Below are 21,064 nucleotides of genomic sequence, written 5' to 3'. Positions count from 1 at the left end.
TGGAGTCGGAACCTAGGTACGGCTTAACCGATCGTCAAGGTTCCAACTGCCGCTTCAATGCCGCAGTCACAAGGTCGTGCGGCAGCGGCATCAGGGTTGCGGTGCGGGTCCAGAGCAGTGCGGTTTCGATAGTGCGGCCCGGATAGATCAGGGCCAGCGCATGGGCATAGGCCCCCATCTGCCGCAGCAGGCCTTCGGGGCATTGTTCAGGCGTTGCGGGCACGGTGGCGTTCGATTTGAAATCCACCGCGAGGACCGTTTCCGGTGTGATGATCAGCCGGTCGATGACGCCATGCAGGCGGGCGCCGTTCAGGTCAGCGGTGACAGGAACCTCGGCCAGTGTATCCGGGTGAAACACATCTGCCAGAGCGGCATTCCGCAGTACTGCGGAGGCCTCGGCCAGCAGTTCCGCACAGTCGCCTGCCCCTTGCAGCAGGTTTTGCGCCAGCTGCGGCCAGTCTGCGCCAGCCCGTCCCGGCAGATGCTCCAGAAGCAGGTGCAGCCGGCTGCCGCGGGCCTTTGCTGCCTCCTCATCAAGCCCCTGATCGCCCGGCAGCGCTTTGGCTCCGCCCAGGTCGGACGGGCTGAGCGCTGGCGCCGGCGCTGCATAGGCTCTGGCGGAGCGGGTGAAGACCTCCGGCAGATCATGTTTCACAACTTCCTGTGCTTCGGGCACGACCAGCGGCGGGCCGTCCCAATCGCCATGCTGCAGCCGCAGGCCGGTGCCGCCTTCCGCGTCGAATTCCACCGCGCCGCCGTCGCGCATCGCACGCTCGGTCAGCCGGTACCAGCTGTCGCCCTGCTCACCCACCTCGCCGGCAGCAGCGACGATCAGCCACTTCTCCGCCCGGGTCAGGGCCACATACAACAGCCTCAGCCGTTCGTTCTGCAGCTTCTCCTGCGCGGCTTCGCGGGCCGCCAGCATGGCGGGCGGCATCTGGTCCTTGGGCAGTTTCCAGACCGGGGTGCCGTCGGCCAGCATGATCTCTGCATCCCGCGGTGCCTGCCGTTTGGCAGTGTCCGGCAGAATCACGATCGGCGCTTCCAGCCCCTTGGAGCCATGCACCGACATCACCCGGATCATGTTGCCGGCCGCGCCCATCTGGCGTTTGATCTCCAGATCATCGGTCTGCATCCAGACCAGAAAGCCGGTGAGGCTGGGGACATCGGTGCGCTCATAGGCCAGCGCCTGCGACAGCAGCGCGTTGATGCCGTCCTCAGCCTCCGGTCCCAGCCGGCCCAGCAGTTTTTGCCGGCCGCCATGACGAGTCAGAATGCGTTCGATCAGGTCATAAGGGCGCAGGAAGTCGGCGTTGGCGCGCAGGTCGTTCAGCACGGCCATGGTTTCGGGGAACTCCCCTGCCCGGTCGCGCAATGCCGGCCACAGGTACATCGCCTCCCGCCGGTGCGCGAGGTCGAACAGCGCCTGCTCCGTCCAGCCAAAGAGGGGCGATTTCAGCGCCTCCGCGAGCGACAGAGAATCTTCGGGCAAAGCAAGGAACCGCAGCAGCGCCGCGATATCCTTGACGGCCAGTTCTGCGCCCACTTTCAGCCGGTCGGCGCCGGCGATGGGCAGTTCGGCCTTCTTGCAGGCACGGATGATCTCCGAGAACAGATCGGACCGGCGCTGCACCAGGATCAGGAAGTCGCCGGCCTGCACCGGGCGGCGCTTAAAGGTGCCCCGTTCCGGGCCGTCCTCGGGGATGGTGACGCCGGTGCCGATCATCCGTTTGATCGAACGCGCAATGCGCTCCGCCAGGATCACAGTGTGGTGGCGGCTGCTGGGGCGGTCCACCGGGCTGGTCCAGTCGGGGTCCTCGTCATCCTCGACCTTGCCGACAACCGGCCACAGATCCACCCGGCCCGGCAGGTCGGATTTAAACGCTTGGTGCAGCGCGTCCTTGCGGAATCCTGCCCGCGGGCTGTCGCGAAACACCAGATCCACCAGTTTCAGGATCGCGGCGGAGGAGCGGAAGGAAAAGTCGAGCGAAGCATCCTGCAGCCCTGCTCCGGTTTCCGCCAGCCGGTTGCCGAACTCCTGCTGCATCCGGTCGAATGCGTCCGGGTCGGCGCCCTGAAAAGAATAGATCGACTGCTTCTTGTCGCCGACCACAAAGATCGTGCGCTCCACGTCGGAACGCGCGCCTTCGCCGGCGGTGAATTCCTGCGCCAGCTTTTCGATCACGTCCCATTGCACCGGGCTGGTGTCCTGCGCCTCGTCCACCAGGATGTGGTCGATGCCGCCATCCAGGCGGTAGAGCACCCAAGCGGCAACGCCCGGATCGTTCAGCAGCTGGCGCGCCTTCAGGATCAGGTCGTCGAAGTCGAGCCAGCCGCGCAGCTGCTTGCGGCGCTCGTATTCCGGCAGGAAGGCGGCGGCAAAACGGTGCAGGTCGTGACTCTTGCGCGCTGCCGTCAGCGCCAGGCGTTTTGCCCGCGCATCCTCGACCCGCCGCATCAGCGGTTCCAGCTGATCCATCAGGGACAGGTGGGATTCGCGCAGTTTCTTGGTCGGGAACTTGTCAATTTTGGCTGTGAAAGGCTCCTTGGCGCTGGCGCCAGTCAGAAACACGCTTTCAAGTGTCCCCAGGTCGGCAAGCGCGGGTTTGGTGATGCCAGCCAGCTTGGCCGCGGCTTTCTGGTCGGTCGAACCGCCCTGCCCCAGCATCTCGCGGGTTCGCTGCAGCAGTTCTTCCTCGCCGCCCAGAAACACCAGCGCTTCCAGTGCAGTCTCGTCAAATCCTTCGGGGAGCCCGAACAGCTCCAGAAGCTGGGCCCAGTCCAGTGGGTCGCCGAAATCAGCGCGGCGCTGGCAGATGGCAGAGGTGAGCGTCTCAAAATCACTGTCGCTGACTTGCCGTGCCAGGGCATCGAGCTGAGGCGCTTGCGGGCCCTGGGCAAAATCCTCCATGATCTCCGCCCGCAGCAGCTGGCCTGCGCGGTCGTCCATCTCGGCAAACTGGGGGCTGACGCGGGCCTCCAGAGGGAACCGGCGCAGCAGCGAGGAACAGAAGGAATGGATGGTTTGAATCTTCAACCCGCCCGGTGTCTCGATCGCGCGGGCGAACAGGGTGCGCGCCTGTGCCAAATCCTCAGCCGTGGTGCTGACTTCTCCCAGTTCGGTCAGCGCGGCGGTCAGCGCCGCATCCCCAAGCATCGCCCATTCCCCCAGCCGTTTGAACAGCCGGTTTTGCATCTCGCTGGCGGCGGCCTTGGTGTAGGTGAGGCACAGGATGTGCTGCGGCTGCACGCCCTTCAGCAACAGCCGTGCCACCCGGTCGGTCAGCACTTTGGTCTTGCCAGAGCCTGCATTGGCGGCCAGCCAGGTAGAAGCATCAGGGCGCGCAGCCCGGAACTGCGCCTCAGAGGCGGCATCGCGGATGGTCATGCCAGATCCTCCGGCTGCGGGGTGGCGCTGCGGTCCCATTCGCCGTAGCGCGCCAAGTGGTCGTAATCGCCGGCGATGTCGTCCCGGTGCACCATGCGCCGGCTCGAATAGCCTTGGTCAGGCTCAAAATAGGCCGCGATAAGCGTGCGCAGCTCATCCCAGACCTTGGCTGGCGGCTCCGCCTCCAGCGGCGCCCGCACTTCGCTCAGCTTGCTGCCCAATCCTATGAACAGGGCGCGTGCGACCTCCGCAGGGCCGAGGTCCTCGAAAGCGCCCTCTTCGGCCATAGCCGCCTCGATCAGCAGCTGTTTTTCGAATTTCTTCTGCTGCGCTTCGCTGGGCGGCGTGCCCGTCTTGTAGTCATAGAGGTGCAGAAATCCGCGGTCGTCCATGTCAATCCGGTCGGCGCGGCAGGCGATGGTGAAATCGAGCGGATCCAGCCGGGCGCTGCCCTTGGCCTCAAAGGCGACCGGTTTGGCGCGAGCCTGGCGCTCCTGCTCGGCCAGGACAAAGTCGCCGGCAATCTTGCGGATGCGGCTGTGCCACAGGATGCGGGCGACGGGCCAAGGCACGTGTGTCTCCAGCAGCTCCCGGGTCTTGCCGACAAGATGACCGGCGGTCAGCAGTGAGGGGTCGGCCTGCGTTTCCTTGATGAAATGCTCAAATACTTCATGCACAACGATTCCGCGCAGAAGGGCGTCGGGTTCCTGCACCAGCGGGTTCAGCGGTTTCAGGCGCAGCACATGTTTGGCGTAGATCGCGTAAGGATCGCGGATCAGCCGCGGGATTTCGGTGATTGTCAGCCGCCGCGGGCGGGCCGCCACCGGCGGGCACGGGGCCGGGCGGGGGTATTGCGGAATCGGCGTGGGTTCTTCCAGCGCTTCCGCCCAGCCCAGCCACTGGCGGCCTTTGGCGCGCATGGAGTCCAGTGCCGCGCGGCCGCCCTGTTCCGGGAGGCCCGACAGCAGGTTGGTCAGCCGGTTCAGCCAACGGGAGGGCACGGTGTCGGCTTCCTCTGACCGTTCGGCGCGGGTCAGCCAGACCTCGGGCGCGGCGATGGCCTGCTGGAAGTCATGCGCCGACAGGCCGATGCGCCGTTCGGGCAGCAGAAGGCCGGCCTGGTTGCGCAGCTGCCGGTTCAGCCAGGGGTCGGGGCTGGCGGCCTCGGGCCAGCTGCCTTCGTTCAGGCCGCCAAGAATCACCAGATCGGCGCCCTGCACACGCGCTTCCAGCGTGCCCCAGATCATGATCGAGCCATAAGGCGCATCGCGGTCGCGCACCTCACCCTGGCTCAGCAGCGCGCCCAGCAGGTCGGTGAAGTCGCGGGCGGTCATGCCGCCGCCATACGGCGCCTCGGTCTCCAGGTTTTCGATGCAGGCGAGGGCGGCCTGGCCGGCTTTTTTGTCCCACAGGGTTCCTGATCCATCGGCTTGGCTGCCAGCGGCGATGCGTTCGGCCAAATCGCGCAGGCGGTTCACCCACTCGGTCAGGGGAAGCGTGCCAACAACCTCTTGATCCGCGAAACAGTATGACAGCCAACCGGTCCATCCCGGCGTCAGCTCGCGGCCCTTTTCAAATGCGGCAAAGGCTGCGGCATCCGGGAAAGGCGGGCCGTTGCGGCGCAGGGACAGTTCCAGCTCGCGCGTCTGGCGCAGATGGTTGCCGCGGTCCGCGCCGTCATGGGTGAGCGGGTGTTTCAGCAAAGTCAGCAGGCTGTCGCAGGCCAGCGGCTTGCAGAACAGCCCCGCCACATGGCGCAGGAAGCGGCCCGGCGGCGACAGCTGCAAGGGCTGGCCGGCGGAGTCATCGGGCAGAATGTCCCAGCGGTCCAGCGCCGCGGAGACCTGGCGGGTCAGCATCCGGTCCGGGGTGATCAGCGCCGCGGTCTGCCCGTCTTCGGCCGCCTGGCGCAGGCGCAATGCAATGGCGAGCGCCTCGGCACGGGGGCTGGGCGCCTCGACCAGGGTGAGGTTTTCGGTGGCCTCGCTCAACCCGGTCAGCAGGGGGCCTTCGCTCATCCAGGCATCTGTGACCGGAGCGGGGCGCAAGGCCAGCGAAACCAGCCGGTTGCGTTCGGGCGAGGTCGGCAGCGTTCCCGTCCAGGGCTGCACGTCGCCGGGTGACAGCTCCAGATCTTTCATCAGCTTGTGGAAACGGTACTGCGGGTGATCTTCTGAGATCATCGGATCATCCAGCCCGGCCCAGACATGATCCGGCTGGTCAAAGTCGAAGCCCGGCAGCACCACGGCCCCTTGCGGCAGCCGCGCGATGGCCTGCATCAGCATCAGCGTTGTGCCGCGCGATCCGGTGGAGCCGGCCAGGATCACCGGATGCTGCGGGGGCTTGTCCTGCCACTGTTCAATCAGATTCAGGACTACCTGCCGCTGCCGGGCCTGTGCATCCATTGCGCCCTCATGCAGGCCGGTGAAGTCGTCGGCGATGCCGATAAAGGCCTGCGCGCGGGCCCAATGGCCCGACATGTCTGAGACATCCAGCGCGCGGATCGTATCGGTGCTGACGCCTTCGCCCTGCATCTCATCGATCAGCGCCGCCAGGCTGTCGGAGAGGTCATAAAGCGAGGCGCGCGAGGCGAGATCGGGTTGTGCGTCCAGAAGTTTCGCGATCAGCTGCGACAGTTCCAGCCGGCGCCGCAGCGGGGGCAGGGCGGGCGGCAGGCCGTCCAGCGTGGCGCGCTGGGCCAAGTCGGCCAGCAGCATCATTCGCGGCAGCAGCATGGCCGGGCCGGCATCAAACAGGCCACGCACCCGGCGCGCCATACGGGAGGTGTTGACGATCAATTCAGCCCGCGCCAGCGCCTCCGGCGGCAGGCCCTGGCTTCGGCTGCGCAAGCCCTCAACCAGCGCACGCGGGAAATCGGCGCCGCAGGGCACGGCAAACAGGCGTGGTTTGGCGGATGGTTTAAACATCATCAGCGGTTATCAGGTCCTCGGCCAGTGTGATCCCTTCGGGATGGCCCACATCGCACCAGCGGCCGGGATATTCCAGCGCAAACAGCCGGCCTGCCGCGGCCATCTGATTCCAGAGTATGTTGAGCGAGAAAACCTTGTCCTCAACCTGGTGAAGCCTTTCCGTTTTCAGAATCTGCACTCCGCCATAGACCAGATCACCGCCGCGGCTGATGCGCCCCTCGGCATCCGTCGAGAAATCGCCGCCGCCGGTGCGGCCGACGGCCCTGTCCAGCGGCACGCAGACCAAGAGCGCATCCATGCGATCCGGGTCCCAGGCCTCCTGCGCCAGATGCAGCGGGTTGGGGCCTTTCCAGATGGCGTCGGTGTTCATCGTGAAAACCGGGCCGTCCCCCAGCAGCGGCAGCGCATGGCGCAACCCGCCGCCGGTGTCGAGAATATCCGGGTTTTCAAGGCTAAGAAGCACATTTTCAGGCTCTAAATAGGCCTTTAGCGGCTCTGGCTTGTAATGCAGGTTGGCGGCGATCCGCGCCGGATGGATGGCTTGCGCCAGCTCCAGCGCATGGGCGATCAGCGGCCGGCCCGCCACCTCGATCATCGGTTTGGGCTTGTCGCGGGTCAGCTCCCGCATCCGGGTGCCAAAACCCGCGGCAAACAGCATGACGGCATCGGGCGAGCGCTGCATCAGGGCCTCAGCTTGTCCAGGTTCTCCGGTGTGGGCGCCGGCAGGTTCTCGCGCAGCAAATCTCCGACCCGGGCCAAAGCCGGGTGCTCCAGCCCGTGGATAAAATGATCCCAGACCCGCGGGATAAGGTCTACGTAGTGCGGTTTTCCGTAGTCCGTGCTGAGACGGGCGAAGACACCGAGAATACGCATATTCCGCTGCACACCAAGCACGGTATAGGCAGTTCTGAATCCAGTTTCATCCACACCGGCCGCTGCGATATAGCGGTCGATCATCTGCATTTCGATGCCGGCGGGCACGTCCCGGCGGGCATCTTGCAGCAGCGACACCAGATCATAGGCCGGATGGCCGGCGCGGGCGTCCTGAAAATCCAGAAGGCCGACACGGCCAACGCCCTTGCGGTCCGGCAGCCACAGAAGGTTTTCGGCGTGATAGTCGCGCTGTACCAGAACCGGATCGCCTTTCACGGTGGCGCGCAGGATGTCTTCGAACAGATCCTCGAACCGGGCCTGCAGATCCGGATCCTGGCTGCCGGTGATGCCAGCGCGGTATTTCGACAGCGCCAGCGCGGACATTTCCGCCATCATCCGCGGGCCGTAAGGTTCCAGATCCGGCATTGGTGCCTGGTGCAGTGTCACCAGCGCATCCGTCGCCGCCTCATACAGCTGCTTTTCCAAGGCCGGTTCGCGCCGGATAACCCGGGCATAAAGATCGTCGCCCAGATCCTCCAGCAGCAGGAAGCCGTTCTTGGCATCCCGTTCCAGAATCTCCGGCGCGCTAAGGCCCTGCTTCCGCAGATATTCGGCAACACGGATGAACGGACGGATGTCTTCGCCCTTTTCCGGCGGCGCGTCCATCAGCACCACTGTTTCGCCATCTGGACCTGTCAGCCGCTCATAGCGGCGGTTGGAGGCGTCGCCGGCGAGCGGGCCGCGCTGCCAGCCGGCATAAGGTGTTGCGGACAGGAAAGAGTCGCAAAGTTGATTGCGGTCGGTCATGCGCTGATGCGCTCCATCAGGGGCTGCCATTTCTCATCGCTCCAGCGGAGCGTCAGATGGCGGCGGTCTTCGTGTTCGGGGTCCAGCGCCAGCGTCAGATGCAGGGCGTGGGCAGGCGTCAGCTCAGCCAGCCGGTCGGGCCATTCCACCAGGCAGATCGCGGAGTCAAACGCCTCGGTCAGGCCCAGCTCCTCCAGTTCGTCCAGTGAGGACAACCGGTAGAGATCGGTGTGCCACAGCTCGCCGGCGGGCACGTCATAGGTCTGCACCAGCGTGAAGGTGGGGGAGGGCACGTCTTCGGGCACCTCCATCAGCGATTGGATCAGGTGGCGGGCGAAATGGGTCTTGCCGGCGCCGATCACCCCCTCCAGCAGCAGGCAATCGCCGGGGCGCAGGGCCCCGGCGATTTGTGCGGCCAAGCGGGCCGTATCTTCCGGTGAGTTCAGCGTGCAGGCCGCGGTATGCGTGGTCATGGCGGTACAATGCCGCCGCCGCCGGCCTGCTGCAAGCCGGTTTCCCGGTTCAACCCTGGGTGATGGCGGGGAAACGCTCCTGGCTCGCCGGCAGGGCGGCGGTTTCCGGCGGGCGGAAGCTGACCATGGTGGCACCGTTCTGGATCGCCGATACCTTGCAGATCAGCGGCGTGCCATCGCGCAGCTGGACGCGGGACCACCAGGCCTCCCGCCCCTTATAACCGGCGACAAAATCGCGGATCTCACCCCAGACGGGGGTCGGGGCGGCGGTATTCTGCCAGACCCGGCTGGCATCCATGATTGATACTTTGGCAAAGCTCGCCTCAGGGTCCATCTGCCACAGGCTGCCATAGGCGGTGTTGCAGAAAGTCATGGTGCCGTCGCTGGCAAAGACTGCGATCGCCTCGTCCATCTGGTCCAGGATCGACTGCCCCATTTCCAGCTCTGAGCGGAACTGGCGGGTGAGGGTCACTTCGGCGGTGATGTCCTCGAACAGGAAGGCGATGGCACCGTCCGGATGAGGGCGGCCAGACACCTTGTAGACGGAGCCCGACGGCAGCGACCAGGTTTCCTGGTACCGGCCTTCGGCAGCGGCTTCCAGCAGGTCGGCCATCTGGTGGCGCCAGCTGGAATAGCTTTTCGGTTCCGGCATCATCCGCTGATCGCGCAGGCGGTCGAAGAAGGTCAGCAGGTTGGGCCGCGAGCTGAGGAAGTTGGCGGGCAGGGCGGTCAGGTCGATCAGAACCGGGTTGAACAGAACCAGCTGCCGGTTGCGGTCAAAGATCGCGAGGCCAATCGACAGCTGCGCAAAGGTCTTGGCCAGCGTCTGGACAAAATTGCGCTGGGCCACCTCGGCATCGACCACAGCGTTCACGTCGACCGCATGGCACAGCCAGCCGGCCTCGGTTTCGGTGGTCGAGACGTTATACCACAGCTTTTTCTTGCTTTCCGGCAGCGGGATGGAGATCCGCTCAGGCTTGCCGCTGGTCATCGGGTCGTGCAGATCGGTGAACAGGGGGTCGGCAAAATCCGCGTTCCGGCCGCGGATTTTCTGGCTGAGGTTGTCATAGGCAAGGTTGGACCAGGTGACGTTGCCCTCTTCCGATTGCAGCCAGACCGGGTAGGGCGCCTGATGCACCGCGGCGCGCAGGGTGGTCAGTTCCTGATCAAGGGATTTGTTCTGCTCCTCCAGGGCGCTGCGGCGCAGCTGCACCCGGGTCACCCCGTCAATCCATTCGCAATGCGCCTCGCGGCTTTCGGCAGCGGCAGTGCCGGACAGGACCAGCGGGCCGACGTCCTTGAGGAAACCCGGGGATTGCGGCAGGCCCGGATAGCTGCGGGCCAGCTGATCGCGCAACATGCTCCAGTCGAAGTTTTCGGCCTGATCGCCAATGAACTTGCGCGCGCCGGAGGACCAGCCGATCAGGCTGTTGTCGTCAAACAGGAACACGGCATCGGTACGGCCATCGGCGGCCAGCAGGTCGTGCGCCATGCCGCGGCGGCGGGGCGTTGGCGACAGCCACCAAACCGCGGCGGCAGCCGTTGCAGCGCACAGCGCCGCCAGTACAAACCATTCGATCGAAGCGAAGTCCTGCATCTCGTCCTGCCCAGTTCAGCTCTCGTTTACCCGCATGGTTCCCCAATAATGGTTAAATGAAGTTTAATTGGTTGCCCAAAAGTGAGTAGTTAAATTTCTAAAGGTATATTTTTCCCAATGACAGGGCCGCCGTCCTCCATTGCGTCGATTTTTTTGCGCGGCCAGGCCACCTCGACAATGGCGCCGCGGCGTTCGCGGAAGGGGCTGAGGGTCTGGAACGGGTCAGTGCCATTCGCAAACCTCAGCTGGGCGCCGGTGCGTTGAAGCAGGGTTTTCGCGATGAACAGCCCCAGCCCCATGCCTTCGTATTCCGGTCTCTGCTTCAATTCGCTTTCCCCGCGGCGGCTGCGCACGAAGGGGTCGCCGATCCGGCCCAGCAGCTGCGGCGGGAAGCCCTGGCCGTCATCGCAAATGCGCAGGATGATCCGGTCGTCATCCCAGGCTGCATCAATCCAGACGGTGGACCGGGCAAAATCGACGGCGTTTTGCACCAGGTTGCGCAGACCGTGAATGATCTCGGGCTTTCGCAGCACGGTTGGCTGCTGGAAATCGCCGCCTTCCAGCGGTTCCTCATGATAGATGACCGTCTTGCCCCGGTTCATATGCGGCTCTGCGGCCTCGGTCACCAGGGTGGAAAACGGCGCTTGGCGCAAGTGCAGGTCGTCCTTGCCGGCCCGGCCCATGCTGCGCAGGATATCGCGGCAGCGGTCGGCCTGCTCGCGGATCAGGGCGGCGTCCTCGCGCAGGTCGGGGCGGTCGTCCAGTTCCTCAATCAGCTCGGCGCTGGCGAGCTTGATGGTGGCCAGGGGGGTGCCCAGCTCATGCGCCGCGGCCGCCACAACACCGCCCAGATCGGTTAGTTTCTGTTCGCGCGAAAGCGCCAGCTGGGTCGCGCTCAGCGCATCCGACATAGACCGCATCTCGTTACTGACACGGAAGGAGTAGGCGCCGATGAACAGGATGGCGATCACAATGGCGATCCAGTTGCCGAAAATAAACACATCAGGGATACGCAGGATAAAACCCTGTTCGGTCCGCAGCGGCAGGTGAAATTCGGCCATCAGCGTGACCAGGATAATAGCCGTGGCACCGATGATAAGGGTGGAGCGCAGACCCATCACCGCAGCGGAGATGGTGACCGGTCCCAGCACCAGCAGCGCAAAGGGGTTGTTCAGTCCGCCGGTCAGATACAGCAGGAAGGCCAGCTGCAGCAGGTCGAACAGGACCATCAGGAAATTCTCGAACTCTGTCAGGCGCTTGTTTTCGGGGAAGGCAAAGATGGCGATCAGGTTGCCCGCCGCCGAAATGCCGATGGCCAGGTAGCACAATGCCAGCTCCAGCTGCAGGTTGAAGCGGTGCTGCGCCACCGCGATGGCGGTGATCTGCCCGGCAATCGCCACCCAGCGCAGCAGAATCAATGTCCGCAGCCGGATCCAGTGGCTGTGTTCATGGCCGCTCGTCAGCCTGAAAATGCGATCGCTCATAAGGTCCGCTGCTCCCGCAGATGTGACGCCGTGCGCCAGTTGCATCGGCTGTATTTCTTGATAGGTCTGGCACCGCAAACGTTCAACAATCCTTCCTTACCGAAAAGTGCGATCTCATGACCCGCGTGTATGCTCTTCTTGCTGTTGCTTTTGTTGCTGCCCTTGTGGGCGGCGCCTGGTTTCTGACACGCGGAGGCAACGGGGGTGACAAATTCGCACAGTGCCGCAGCAGCCAGATCGCCGGCGGGACGGATACCATCGGCGGGGCGTTCGAGCTGATCAATTCCCGGGGCGAGACGGTGACCGACAAGGATGTGATCACCGAACCGTCGATCGTCTACTTCGGATATACCTTCTGCCCGGACGTCTGTCCGATGGATGCAGCCCGCAACGCGGATGCCGTCGATCTGCTGGCGGAGCGCGGCATCAGCGTGACGCCGGTGTTCATTTCCATCGACCCCGACCGCGATACACCTGAAGCGGTTGGCGATTTCGCCGCGAACCTGCATGAGAAAATGATCGGGCTGACTGGCTCGCTGGAGCAGGTCAGGGCGGCCAGCAAGGCCTATAAGACCTATTTCAAGAAGAATGAGGGCGACGAGGATTACTACCTGGTCGACCATTCCACCTTCTCGTATCTGGTGCTGCCTGAGGAGGGTTTTGTCGAGTTTTTCCGCCGCGACGAAACGGCAGAGCAGATGGCCGGCAAGGCCGCCTGTTTCATAGAAAAAATCTGAACCGCGATAGCTGTTTGACCTTTCCCCTTGCCCGGACATATTCTTGCGTGAACTGAAATACTTCGCGGAGGACCGGGCATGGCCGAAACTGCTCTGCAGGACATTGGACCCGATAAATCGCTGCTGCTGGTCGATGATGACGAGCCGTTCCTGCGGCGTCTGGCCAAGGCAATGGAGAAACGCGGCTTCGAGGTGGAAACCGCAGGCTCTGTTGCGGCTGGCAGCGCCATAGCAACCGCCCGCCCGCCGGCCTATGCGGTTGTCGACCTTCGGCTGGAAGACGGCAATGGCCTGGATGTGGTCGAAATCCTGCGCGAAAAACGCCCGGACAGCCGGGTGGTGGTTCTGACCGGATACGGCGCCATCGCCACGGCGGTGGCCGCGGTCAAGATCGGCGCAACCGATTACCTGTCCAAGCCGGCCGATGCCACCGACATCATGAATGCGCTCTTGGCCACAGAGGATGAGCTTCCGCCGCCGCCGGACAACCCGATGAGCGCGGACCGGGTGCGCTGGGAGCATATCCAGCGGATCTATGAGCTGTGCGACCGCAACGTGTCAGAAACCGCCCGGCGGCTGAACATGCACCGGCGCACGCTGCAGCGGATCCTGGCCAAGCGCAGCCCGCGCTGAGCCTTACAGCTGTATCATCAGTTCCGCATGGCGCCCCAAGAATGCCATGCGGGTTTCGACCGGCGGACGCAGCACGATTTCCAGCCCGTCAACGATCTCCGGTTTCGGCGTGCCGAAGAACCGGCTGGCTTCCTTCTCCTGAAATCCGGCGATCTGCACCGCCTCCATCCAGGCGCTTACCTTGTCCGCGCGCTTGATCTGCGCTTTGACCGTCTTGGGCAGCGCCGCGGGCAGCCCGAACCGCAGATGAATGGCCGTGGTCAGCCTCTGGTCCAATTCGCCATAACCCGGTCCCACTGCTGCTTTGACCGGAGAGATCATGTCACCGATCACATATTCGGGGGCATCGTGCAGCAGCGCCGCCAGCCGCCATTTGACCGGTGCCTTGGGGTACATCCGGGAAAAGATGTCTTCGACCAGCAGAGAGTGCTCCGCGACCGAATAGGCAAAATCCCCGCGGGTCTGACCGTTCCATCGCGCCACAAAGGCCAGCCCGTGGGCGATGTCCTCGATCTCTATGTCCACCGGGGTCGGGTCCAGCAGATCCAGCCGGCGGCCGGAGAGCATGCGCTGCCAGGCGCGGGCGGGTTTGGCTGGCATGGGGTGTGTCCTGTCGCTGCGGTTCCCCTTTGACTACCTCCTGAACAGGGTGCGGGCAATGCTGAGTGCCATGTCCTGTTCACGGCCGGGACACGAATGAAAACCCAGTGTTTATAAGCTGTGAAATTGAAACCGCCCCATTCAGACCCAATATTATAAGGGTATAAGGGGCTCCGCCCCCTCGCGCGGCAAACCCCTTTTGTGACGTGACTCACATAACGGAAAGGAGTTTGTCATGTTCAAACGTCTGCTTGGTGTTTCTTTGCTTTTCGGCATGGCCGCGACCGCGCCGCCTGCGCTGGCTGCCAGCTGCGGCGACCGCGAGGTGATGACCGAGAAGCTGGCAAGCGGGTATTCCGAGCGGCTGACCGCCGGCGGTTTGCAGAAAGGCCGGACCGAGGCCACTGTGATCGAGGTCTGGGCGTCGGATGAAACCGGGACATTCACCGTTCTGGTTACCCATGCAAACGGGATCAGCTGCGTCGTCGCAACCGGATCCTCGTTCTTCCACATTGCGGAAAAAGCGCCGGACCCGGGCACGCCAAGCTGAATCAGCCAGCGTGACAGGCTATCCCCCCACAGCCTGACCGACCACAAAAAGCCAGAGCCTTCGGCTCCGGTTGCGGGTATCTTCGTTGAATATCAACACATGCAGTGTTAGGCCCTGCAGCAAGTGTACTCGTAACCGGAATGGAGCAGACTATGGCCGGGGATTATATCGTCAAAGACATCGCGCTGGCCGGCTTTGGCCGCAAGGAGCTGGATATCGCCGAAACCGAAATGCCGGGCCTGATGGCCCTGCGCGAGGAATACGGCGCAAGCAAACCGCTGAAGGGCGCGCGCATCGTCGGCTCGCTGCACATGACCATTCAGACCGCAGTTCTGATTGAAACGCTGGTGGCGCTGGGCGCAGATGTGCGCTGGGCCTCCTGCAACATCTTCTCGACCCAGGATCACGCCGCCGCGGCAATTGCTGAGGCCGGCATCCCGGTCTTTGCCATCAAGGGCCAGACCCTGGAAGAGCATTGGGATTACCTGGACAAGTCGTTCATGTTCCCTGAGGGCGCCAACCTGATCCTGGACGATGGCGGCGATGCCACCCTCTATGTGCTGCTGGGCGCGCGTGCCGAAGCCGGCGAGGACATCATCCCGGTGCCGCAGTCCGAAGAGGAAGCGGTCATCAAGGAGCAGATCAAGAAGCGCATGGAAGCCTCCCCGGGCTGGTTCACCAAGACCCGCGATGCGATCCTGGGCGTGTCCGAGGAAACCACCACCGGCGTCCACCGCCTGTATGATCTGCAGAAGAACGGCCAGCTGCCGTTCCCGGCGATCAACGTCAACGACTCGGTCACCAAATCGAAGTTCGACAACAAATACGGCTGCAAGGAATCGCTGGTCGACGGCATCCGCCGTGCCACCGACACCATGATGGCCGGCAAGGTTGCCGTGGTTTGCGGCTATGGCGACGTGGGCAAGGGCTCCGCGGCCTCCCTGCGCGGCGCCGGCGCCCGTGTGAAAGTCACCGAAGCCGACCCGATCTGCGCCCTGCAGGCCGCAATGGACGGTTTTGAAGTGGTGCTGCTGGAAGATGTCGTGTCCTCCGCCGATATCTTCATCACCACCACCGGCAACAAGGATGTGATCCGCATCGAGCACATGCGCGAGATGAAGGATATGGCGATTGTCGGCAACATCGGCCACTTCGACAATGAGATCCAGGTGGCCAGCCTGCGCAACCACAAGTGGACCAACATCAAGGAGCAGGTGGACATGATCGAGATGCCCTCGGGCAACCGCATCATTCTGCTGTCCGAAGGCCGCCTGCTGAACCTGGGCAACGCGACCGGCCACCCGTCGTTCGTGATGTCGGCCTCCTTCACCAACCAGGTGCTGGCCCAGATCGAACTGTGGACCCGAGGCGATAACTACGAGAACCAGGTTTATATCCTGCCCAAGCACCTGGACGAGAAAGTCGCCCGCCTGCACCTGGGCCGCATCGGCGTCAAGCTGACCCAGCTGAGCGCCGAACAGGCCGCCTACATCGGCGTCAAGCCGGACGGCCCGTTCAAGCCGGAGCATTACCGCTACTGAGCATTCAGTTTCCGATGCAATGAAAAGCCCCGCCAGTTGGCGGGGCTTTTTCGTTATACCGAGTGGTTCGGACTGTTTTGGTAACTGCAAAACAGAAGGCGGCAAAAGGTTCCATGCGGGTGGCTGATTGAGGGTATCTTTTTCGTGATGGAACAGCTTGAGGCGGTGCTGCGTTGTCTCAGCATCAACAACTTCAGGCTGAGGAGAATCTGTCATGAAAATCGAAATGAAATCGAACGCCCGTATGCTGGTAACCGCTGCCGCCGCCGCGCTGGTGGCTGGCGCCGGGATTGCTGCCGAAAACGGTTCCTTCGCGACTGCCGAAGCCGAACTCATTCTCGCGTCCAGTGACGACGGCGTTGGCGCATCGGCCGGTGTCGAAACATCTCCGTCGCGCGGCAATGAAGGGGAGGGCACCGTTCTGGACGAAGCCGGCGCTGCTGACTCCGTTACCGAAACCACTGACAGCGATCCTGCCGGCGCCTCCGCTGGCGTCGACCGCTCCCCTTCGCGCGATGGTACCGAGGGCACTGAGCCGGTTGCGGGCGCGGACATCAGCGAAACCGCAGAATCGACCAACTCCCCCGCGCTTCCCAACACTGAAGGCGCAATGGACATCCGCACCATGACAGTTGGCGAACTGGTCGGCAAGAACGTGCTGAGCGCCTCTGATGCCGATGTCGGCGAAATCGACTATGTGATCATGCACGACGATAAACTGTCCGGTGTCGTTGGGGTTGGCGGCTTCCTGGGTATGGGCGAACACTCGGTCGCAATCCCCCTGACCGACTTCGAGGTGACCAAGAACGGGCAGCTGCGGCTGACCGCACAGTCCGAAGCAGAGCTGAAGGCGATGCCGGAAATCGACGAAAACGCAATTGAACCGGTGAAAAGCGAGGTCATTCTCGGCGACTACATGTAAGTTTTCCGGCGGGGCGTCTCAGCTAGAGACGCCCCATTTCTCAGTTGCAGGCCGGTCTGCAGAAATCAGCGCAGCTTCCCGCTAGTTGCATACTTCCGGTTGAACCTCTCGGCATTCATTCGCGGGTACTTTAGTTTTAGCTCACATTGTCCGGGTTATTGCTTTGCGGAATCGTACTGCTGGCCGCTATACAGGAGTCACCGGCCAGGACGGCCAGGAACCAGATTTTCATACGCGTGTGGTGGATTGGAGCACGCGGGGTGGAAGGGAAGGTCCTGCTTGTCCGCAGGTCCTTCCCTTTTTGGTTTCAGAACAAGGTCAGAACCAGACCGGCCGCCGCGCAGGCCAGCGTGGCATACCCGCCATCAATCAGCGTCAGCTTCACCGGCCGCATTCCATACATATTGTTCAGGGCAATCCATGGGCTGATGAAAAACAGGCCGATGCCTGCTCCGCCGATCAGACCGGCACCCAGTGTTTCGATGCCGGACAGGCTGAAAACATGCCGCATCATGCCCGCCACAATCAGTTGCAGGACAAAAGCCATGGCAAAGATCATCGGGCTTTGGCCGCCTTTTGGCTTACCGGTCTCGTCGCATTCCACGCCAGAGGCTTCGACCCAGGGCTTGGCCAGAGCGCCGTAGTAAACTGCCCCCAGCACAAAGGCCGCAGCCGCCGCCGCGATCACACTCAGAAATTCCATGATGCTCCCTTCAATGGTTCCCGCCGCTTGAGAGCAGAGTGGCAGATCAGCCGGGATCTGTCTCCCCCAGCGCGCAGACAGCGGCCCACTCCGCCTCACTCACCGGCTGCACCGACAGGCGGGAGTTTTTGACCAGCACCATCTCTTCCAGCCGCGGGTCGGCTTTGATCTGATCCAGGCTTACCGGCTTGGCAAAGGGGCGCACCGCCTTGATATCGACGCATTCCCAGCGGTCGTCCACGGTGGTGCTGTCCGGGTGCGCCTCTGCGCAGACCTCGACGATGCCGACCACGGATTTCTCTTTTTGCGAGTGATAGAAGAACCCGCGGTCGCCGATGCTCATTTCGCGCATGAAGTTGCGCGCCTGGTAGTTGCGCACGCCGTCCCATTCCTCACCCGCTTCGCCTTTGGAGATCTGGTCGTCCCAGCTCCAGGTGGAGGGTTCGGATTTGAACAGCCAGTAGCGCATCAGCCGATAACTTTCTTCCAGGTGATCAATTCGACAGCTTCAAAGAGGCCGGCCTTGTTGTAAGGGTCATTTGCCGCCCAAGCTTCACCTGCCGCCATGTCTTCAACGTCCAGAATAACCAAGGAGCCGGCCATATTACCATCCTGATCCAGCAGCGGGCCTGCCTGCGCCACTGCGCCAGTGTCATTGATATAGGCCAGATGGGCGTCACGGTTATCCAGCCGGGTCTGCAGATGGCCGGGTTTGTCGCGGGCGATCAATGCAATAAGCATTTTATTCCTCTTTTAACGGTCTTTTAAGTAAAAGAGCCGCCGCTTCGGAAATGGTCAAGCGCTGATCGAGCAAATTGGTTACCGTCTGCGTGATCGGCATCTCCAGCTGCATCTTCCGGGCTTGTTCCGCCACCGCATGCGCAGTTGCGGCGCCTTCGACCGTGATAGAGGAATCAAAGGTCTCGCCGCGACCGATCGACAGGCCCAGCCGGTAGTTGCGGGACAGGTCGGACGTGCAGGTCAGCGCCAGATCGCCAAACCCGGACAGCCCTGCCATCGTCTCGGCCTTGGCGCCGCAGGCCAGCGCCATGCGCTGCATCTCGGCATAACCCCGGGTCATCAGCGCGGCGCGGGCGCTGTCGCCCAGCCCGGCACCAATCACCGCACCGCAGGCAATCGCCATAACATTTTTCAACGCCCCGCCCAGCTCTGCGCCGATGGTATCGGTGGTGCGGTAGAGGCGCAGGTTGGCAGTGGACAGCTGCTGCTGCAGCGCTTTGCCCAGGTCCGCGCCGCCGCAGGCAAGCGTTAGCGCGGTTGGCAGGCCGCGCGCGATGTCCGCCGCAAAGCTCGGCCCGGTCAGCAGCGCCGCCGGGGATTCTGGCAGAACTTCCTGAATAACCGAGACCGGACCAAACCCGGTGTGGAGTTCGATACCCTTGCAGCATGCGACCAGGGTTTTCCCTGACAGATGCGCCTTGTGCTGTTGCAGGACGCTGCGCAGCTTTTGCATGGGCACCGCCAGCAGAAGAACCTCAGAGCTGCAGGCCTGCGCAATATCAGCAGTGGCGGTGAGGGTTTCCGGCAGGTCAGCACCGGGCAGCCGGGCCTCATTCCGGCGGCTGTCCTGCATGGCTTTGGCGTGGTCTGCATCGCGCGCCCACAGCGTCACCGGCCCGTTGCCGGCCAGTGAAATCGCGAGCGCGGTGCCAAAGGCCCCGGAACCCAGAACCGAAACGCTCATGCCTTGGCTCCTTTGCGGCCCGAGCCGATCAGCGCCGGGCTGCTCTGGTCCAGCGGCCAGCGGGGGCGGGCGGTCAGGTCCAGACCATCGCGCGCACCGGATTTGAAACGCTCCAGCCCGGCATAGGCGATCATCGCAGCATTGTCGGTGCACAGGCGCAGCGGCGGCGCGGTGAAAGCGGCGCCAGCCTCGGCGCAAACACTCTCTAACGCGGCGCGAATGGCGGTATTTGCTGCAACACCGCCTGCAACGGCGACGGTCGGCGTCCCGGGCTGTTCTTCCAGATACAGGCGGAGGGCGCGGCGGGTTTTCTCTGCCAGCGTATCCACAACGGCAGCCTGAAATCCGGCACACAGATCGGCCCTGTCCTGGCGGGTCAGGCCGCCCTTCTCCGCCACGATCTGATCGCGCATCCGCATCAGGGCGGTTTTCAGCCCGGAAAACGACAGGTTGCAATCCGGCCGGTCCAGCAAGGGCCGCGGGAAGCGGAACCGCTTGGGATCACCTGTTTCGGCTTCGGCCTGCACCGACGGGCCGCCTGGCTGCGGCAGGCCCAGCAGGCGGGCGGTCTTGTCGAAGGCTTCGCCGGGGGCGTCGTCAATGGTGCCGCCCAGGCGGGTGAAATCTTCCGGCCCGCGCACCAGCAGGTACTGGCAATGCCCGCCGGAGACCAGCAGCATCAGATAAGGATAGGCAATCCCGTCAGTCAGCCGCGGAGTCAGCGCGTGGCCCGCCAGATGGTTGACCCCAATCAGCGGCAGGCCTGTCGCGGCGGCAATCCCCTTGGCGCACATCACGCCGGATATCACCCCGCCGATCAGCCCCGGACCGGCGGTTACGGCGACAGCATCAATGTCGTTCAGGCTCAAACCGGCCTCCGCCAGTGCATCGCGCACGCAGATGTCCAGCTTCTCGGCATGGGCGCGCGCGGCGATCTCCGGCACCACGCCGCCAAAGGCGCTGTGCAGCTCTGTCTGGCCGAATACGATTGAAGACAGAACCTCGGGCTGCGCGCCCCCGGCCTGCCGCACCACTGCGGCGGCAGTGTCGTCACAGCTGCTTTCCAGCCCCAGAATGGTCAGGGTCTTTGTCATGGTCTTACCGTTGCATCGAATTGCCGCCGGGGCTACCACCTATGAGGCCTGCAAACAATCCCGGGAGCCCCGCGATGGTGCCTTTGCTGATGACACGCCCGCTGGCAGCGGCAGAGCGGTTTGTGGCCGGCCTGCCCGAAGCGGCGCGTGCCGGACTGAAAGTCGTCTATGCGCCGCTGATGGAGATCCAGGCAGCGCAGGCGCCGGTCCGGCTGGAGGGTGTGAAAGGCGTGATCTTCACCTCCGCCAACGGGGTGGAGGCCGCTTCACGTGAAACTGCCGCGCGCTTGCCCGCCTACTGCGTGGGCGAACGCACTGCTCAGGCCGCAGCGGAGTCGGGCTGGACGGCATCCTGCCTGGGCCGTTGCGCCGGGGAACTGGTTGCGGCGCTGCTCAGCCGGCGCCCTGAGACACCGCTGCTGCATCTGCGCGGCGCCCATGCCCGGGGCGGTATCGCCGGGAGGCTCACAGACGGGGGGATCCCCTGCCGCGAGCAAATCCTGTATGATCAGGTGCTTCTGCCGCTGACCAGCGAGGCCAGGGCGTTGCTTGCTGCGCAAACGGATGTAATCGTGCCGCTGTTCTCTCCCAGAACGGCGCATCATTTTGCTGACCTGTGCGGGGAAGCGGCGCATTTGCATCTGATTGCTCTGAGCCCTGCGGTCGCAGAACCGCTGAAAGGCTTGAATTGCAAGACGTTGCGGGTCAGTAAGTCGCCGGATGCTGCGGCTGTGGCAGCTGCTGTCCTTGATGCCGCAGCGCAACTGTCGCAGCTTGAGGGGGAGCGGCGCGCAGAGTAGTGTCCAGCGTGTTCGCAGGAATGAATTTTTAGGAATCGAGGGGGAGGCCGGCGTGGCTGACAAGAAAACTCCGGAAGACGTGACTGAGCCTGGCCCCGGCGAAATCAAGCCGGCCGGCGAAACCACGGAAACGCCCGAACAGGATATGACCGAGGATCAGGCGGAAGGGGCGGTTGACACGCCCGAGGATACAGTTTCCCCGCTTTCCGAGACCGAGACCGAGACCG

19 protein-coding genes are annotated in these 21,064 nt (G+C 63.6%); 6 read left to right on the top strand and 13 right to left on the bottom strand.

What is annotated here, in order from left to right; all coding sequences use genetic code 11:
- Nucleotides 1-34: 34 nt before the first annotated feature.
- The 7 genes from addA to regB form a co-directional block, all read right to left on the bottom strand.
- Nucleotides 35-3,388, bottom strand: a complete 3,354-nt coding sequence (gene addA / locus B2P87_RS06290; RefSeq protein ID WP_141891679.1) for a double-strand break repair helicase AddA — start codon at nucleotides 3,386-3,388, stop codon at nucleotides 35-37.
- Nucleotides 3,385-6,318 (bottom strand): double-strand break repair protein AddB, encoded by a 2,934-nt coding sequence (gene addB, locus B2P87_RS06285; protein ID WP_208764504.1) that lies wholly within the window; start codon nucleotides 6,316-6,318, stop codon nucleotides 3,385-3,387. Before addB ends, addA begins: the two co-directional genes overlap by 4 nt.
- Nucleotides 6,308-7,000, bottom strand: a complete 693-nt coding sequence (locus B2P87_RS06280) for a nucleotidyltransferase family protein (RefSeq protein WP_167510272.1) — start codon at nucleotides 6,998-7,000, stop codon at nucleotides 6,308-6,310. Before B2P87_RS06280 ends, addB begins: the two co-directional genes overlap by 11 nt.
- On the bottom strand, nucleotides 7,000-7,998 hold the full coding sequence (locus tag B2P87_RS06275) for an aminoglycoside phosphotransferase family protein (protein WP_141891680.1): 999 nt from the start codon (nucleotides 7,996-7,998) through the stop codon (nucleotides 7,000-7,002). The genes B2P87_RS06280 and B2P87_RS06275 overlap by 1 nt, the downstream gene beginning before the upstream one ends.
- Entirely contained in the window at nucleotides 7,995-8,471 is a 477-nt protein-coding gene (gene tsaE, locus B2P87_RS06270) for a tRNA (adenosine(37)-N6)-threonylcarbamoyltransferase complex ATPase subunit type 1 TsaE (protein ID WP_039949602.1), read from the bottom strand. The genes B2P87_RS06275 and tsaE overlap by 4 nt, the downstream gene beginning before the upstream one ends.
- Nucleotides 8,472-8,520: 49 nt before the next feature.
- On the bottom strand, nucleotides 8,521-10,068 hold the full coding sequence (locus tag B2P87_RS06265; protein WP_141891681.1) for a PAS-domain containing protein: 1,548 nt from the start codon (nucleotides 10,066-10,068) through the stop codon (nucleotides 8,521-8,523).
- 89 nt (nucleotides 10,069-10,157) lie between these two features.
- Nucleotides 10,158-11,552: a sensor histidine kinase RegB gene (gene regB / locus B2P87_RS06260; RefSeq protein ID WP_141891682.1), complete on the bottom strand. Its 1,395-nt coding sequence runs from the start codon at nucleotides 11,550-11,552 to the stop codon at nucleotides 10,158-10,160.
- A gap of 116 nt (nucleotides 11,553-11,668) precedes the next feature.
- Here regB and B2P87_RS06255 point away from each other — a divergent pair, with 116 nt between their 5' ends.
- Entirely contained in the window at nucleotides 11,669-12,289 is a 621-nt protein-coding gene (locus B2P87_RS06255; protein ID WP_058287393.1) for an SCO family protein, read from the top strand.
- A gap of 78 nt (nucleotides 12,290-12,367) precedes the next feature.
- Nucleotides 12,368-12,922, top strand: coding sequence for an ActR/PrrA/RegA family redox response regulator transcription factor (locus tag B2P87_RS06250; RefSeq protein ID WP_008553721.1), 555 nt, complete (start codon nucleotides 12,368-12,370; stop codon nucleotides 12,920-12,922).
- Between the two features lie 3 nt (nucleotides 12,923-12,925).
- Here B2P87_RS06250 and B2P87_RS06245 read toward each other — a convergent pair whose 3' ends face one another.
- Nucleotides 12,926-13,522: an HD domain-containing protein gene (locus B2P87_RS06245; RefSeq protein WP_141891683.1), complete on the bottom strand. Its 597-nt coding sequence runs from the start codon at nucleotides 13,520-13,522 to the stop codon at nucleotides 12,926-12,928.
- A 235-nt stretch (nucleotides 13,523-13,757) separates the two neighbouring features.
- Between B2P87_RS06245 and B2P87_RS06240 the strand changes: the two genes are divergently transcribed.
- The 3 genes from B2P87_RS06240 to B2P87_RS06230 all read left to right on the top strand — a co-directional run bounded on the left by B2P87_RS06240 (nucleotide 13,758) and on the right by B2P87_RS06230 (nucleotide 16,535).
- Nucleotides 13,758-14,072 (top strand): hypothetical protein, encoded by a 315-nt coding sequence (locus B2P87_RS06240; RefSeq protein WP_027235892.1) that lies wholly within the window; start codon nucleotides 13,758-13,760, stop codon nucleotides 14,070-14,072.
- A gap of 152 nt (nucleotides 14,073-14,224) precedes the next feature.
- Nucleotides 14,225-15,613: an adenosylhomocysteinase gene (ahcY, locus tag B2P87_RS06235; RefSeq protein ID WP_141891684.1), complete on the top strand. Its 1,389-nt coding sequence runs from the start codon at nucleotides 14,225-14,227 to the stop codon at nucleotides 15,611-15,613.
- A gap of 214 nt (nucleotides 15,614-15,827) precedes the next feature.
- Complete coding sequence (locus B2P87_RS06230; protein WP_141891685.1) at nucleotides 15,828-16,535, top strand: PRC-barrel domain-containing protein; 708 nt, start codon at nucleotides 15,828-15,830, stop codon at nucleotides 16,533-16,535.
- A 307-nt stretch (nucleotides 16,536-16,842) separates the two neighbouring features.
- On the opposite strand, the gene B2P87_RS06225 is transcribed toward B2P87_RS06230, so the two are convergent.
- From B2P87_RS06225 to tsaD, 5 genes are read right to left on the bottom strand one after another with little or no spacing between them, the layout of a single operon-like run.
- Entirely contained in the window at nucleotides 16,843-17,238 is a 396-nt protein-coding gene (locus B2P87_RS06225; protein ID WP_058287398.1) for a DUF1761 domain-containing protein, read from the bottom strand.
- 46 nt (nucleotides 17,239-17,284) lie between these two features.
- Complete coding sequence (locus B2P87_RS06220) at nucleotides 17,285-17,707, bottom strand: EVE domain-containing protein (RefSeq protein ID WP_058287399.1); 423 nt, start codon at nucleotides 17,705-17,707, stop codon at nucleotides 17,285-17,287.
- Nucleotides 17,707-17,979 carry a YciI family protein gene (locus B2P87_RS06215; RefSeq protein WP_019295350.1) on the bottom strand — a complete coding sequence of 91 codons (273 nt, stop codon included), beginning with the start codon at nucleotides 17,977-17,979 and terminating at the stop codon, nucleotides 17,707-17,709. The genes B2P87_RS06220 and B2P87_RS06215 overlap by 1 nt, the downstream gene beginning before the upstream one ends.
- A gap of 1 nt (nucleotide 17,980) precedes the next feature.
- The gene (locus B2P87_RS06210; RefSeq protein WP_141891686.1) at nucleotides 17,981-18,943 is read right to left on the bottom strand and encodes an NAD(P)H-dependent glycerol-3-phosphate dehydrogenase; all 963 of its coding nucleotides are present in this window, start codon (nucleotides 18,941-18,943) and stop codon (nucleotides 17,981-17,983) included.
- Nucleotides 18,940-20,037: a tRNA (adenosine(37)-N6)-threonylcarbamoyltransferase complex transferase subunit TsaD gene (gene tsaD, locus B2P87_RS06205; RefSeq protein WP_141891687.1), complete on the bottom strand. Its 1,098-nt coding sequence runs from the start codon at nucleotides 20,035-20,037 to the stop codon at nucleotides 18,940-18,942. Before tsaD ends, B2P87_RS06210 begins: the two co-directional genes overlap by 4 nt.
- 89 nt (nucleotides 20,038-20,126) lie before the next feature.
- Between tsaD and B2P87_RS06200 the strand changes: the two genes are divergently transcribed.
- On the top strand, nucleotides 20,127-20,837 hold the full coding sequence (locus tag B2P87_RS06200; RefSeq protein WP_333868282.1) for a uroporphyrinogen-III synthase: 711 nt from the start codon (nucleotides 20,127-20,129) through the stop codon (nucleotides 20,835-20,837).
- Nucleotides 20,838-21,064: the final 227 nt, after the last annotated feature.

Origin of the sequence: Leisingera sp. UBA4491 (assembly GCF_002388965.1) — a bacterium.
Taxonomy (GTDB): domain Bacteria; phylum Pseudomonadota; class Alphaproteobacteria; order Rhodobacterales; family Rhodobacteraceae; genus Leisingera; species Leisingera aquaemixtae.
The sequence above is the reverse complement of the archived record's forward strand: the minus strand, read 5'-3'. Positions and strand labels throughout refer to the sequence as shown.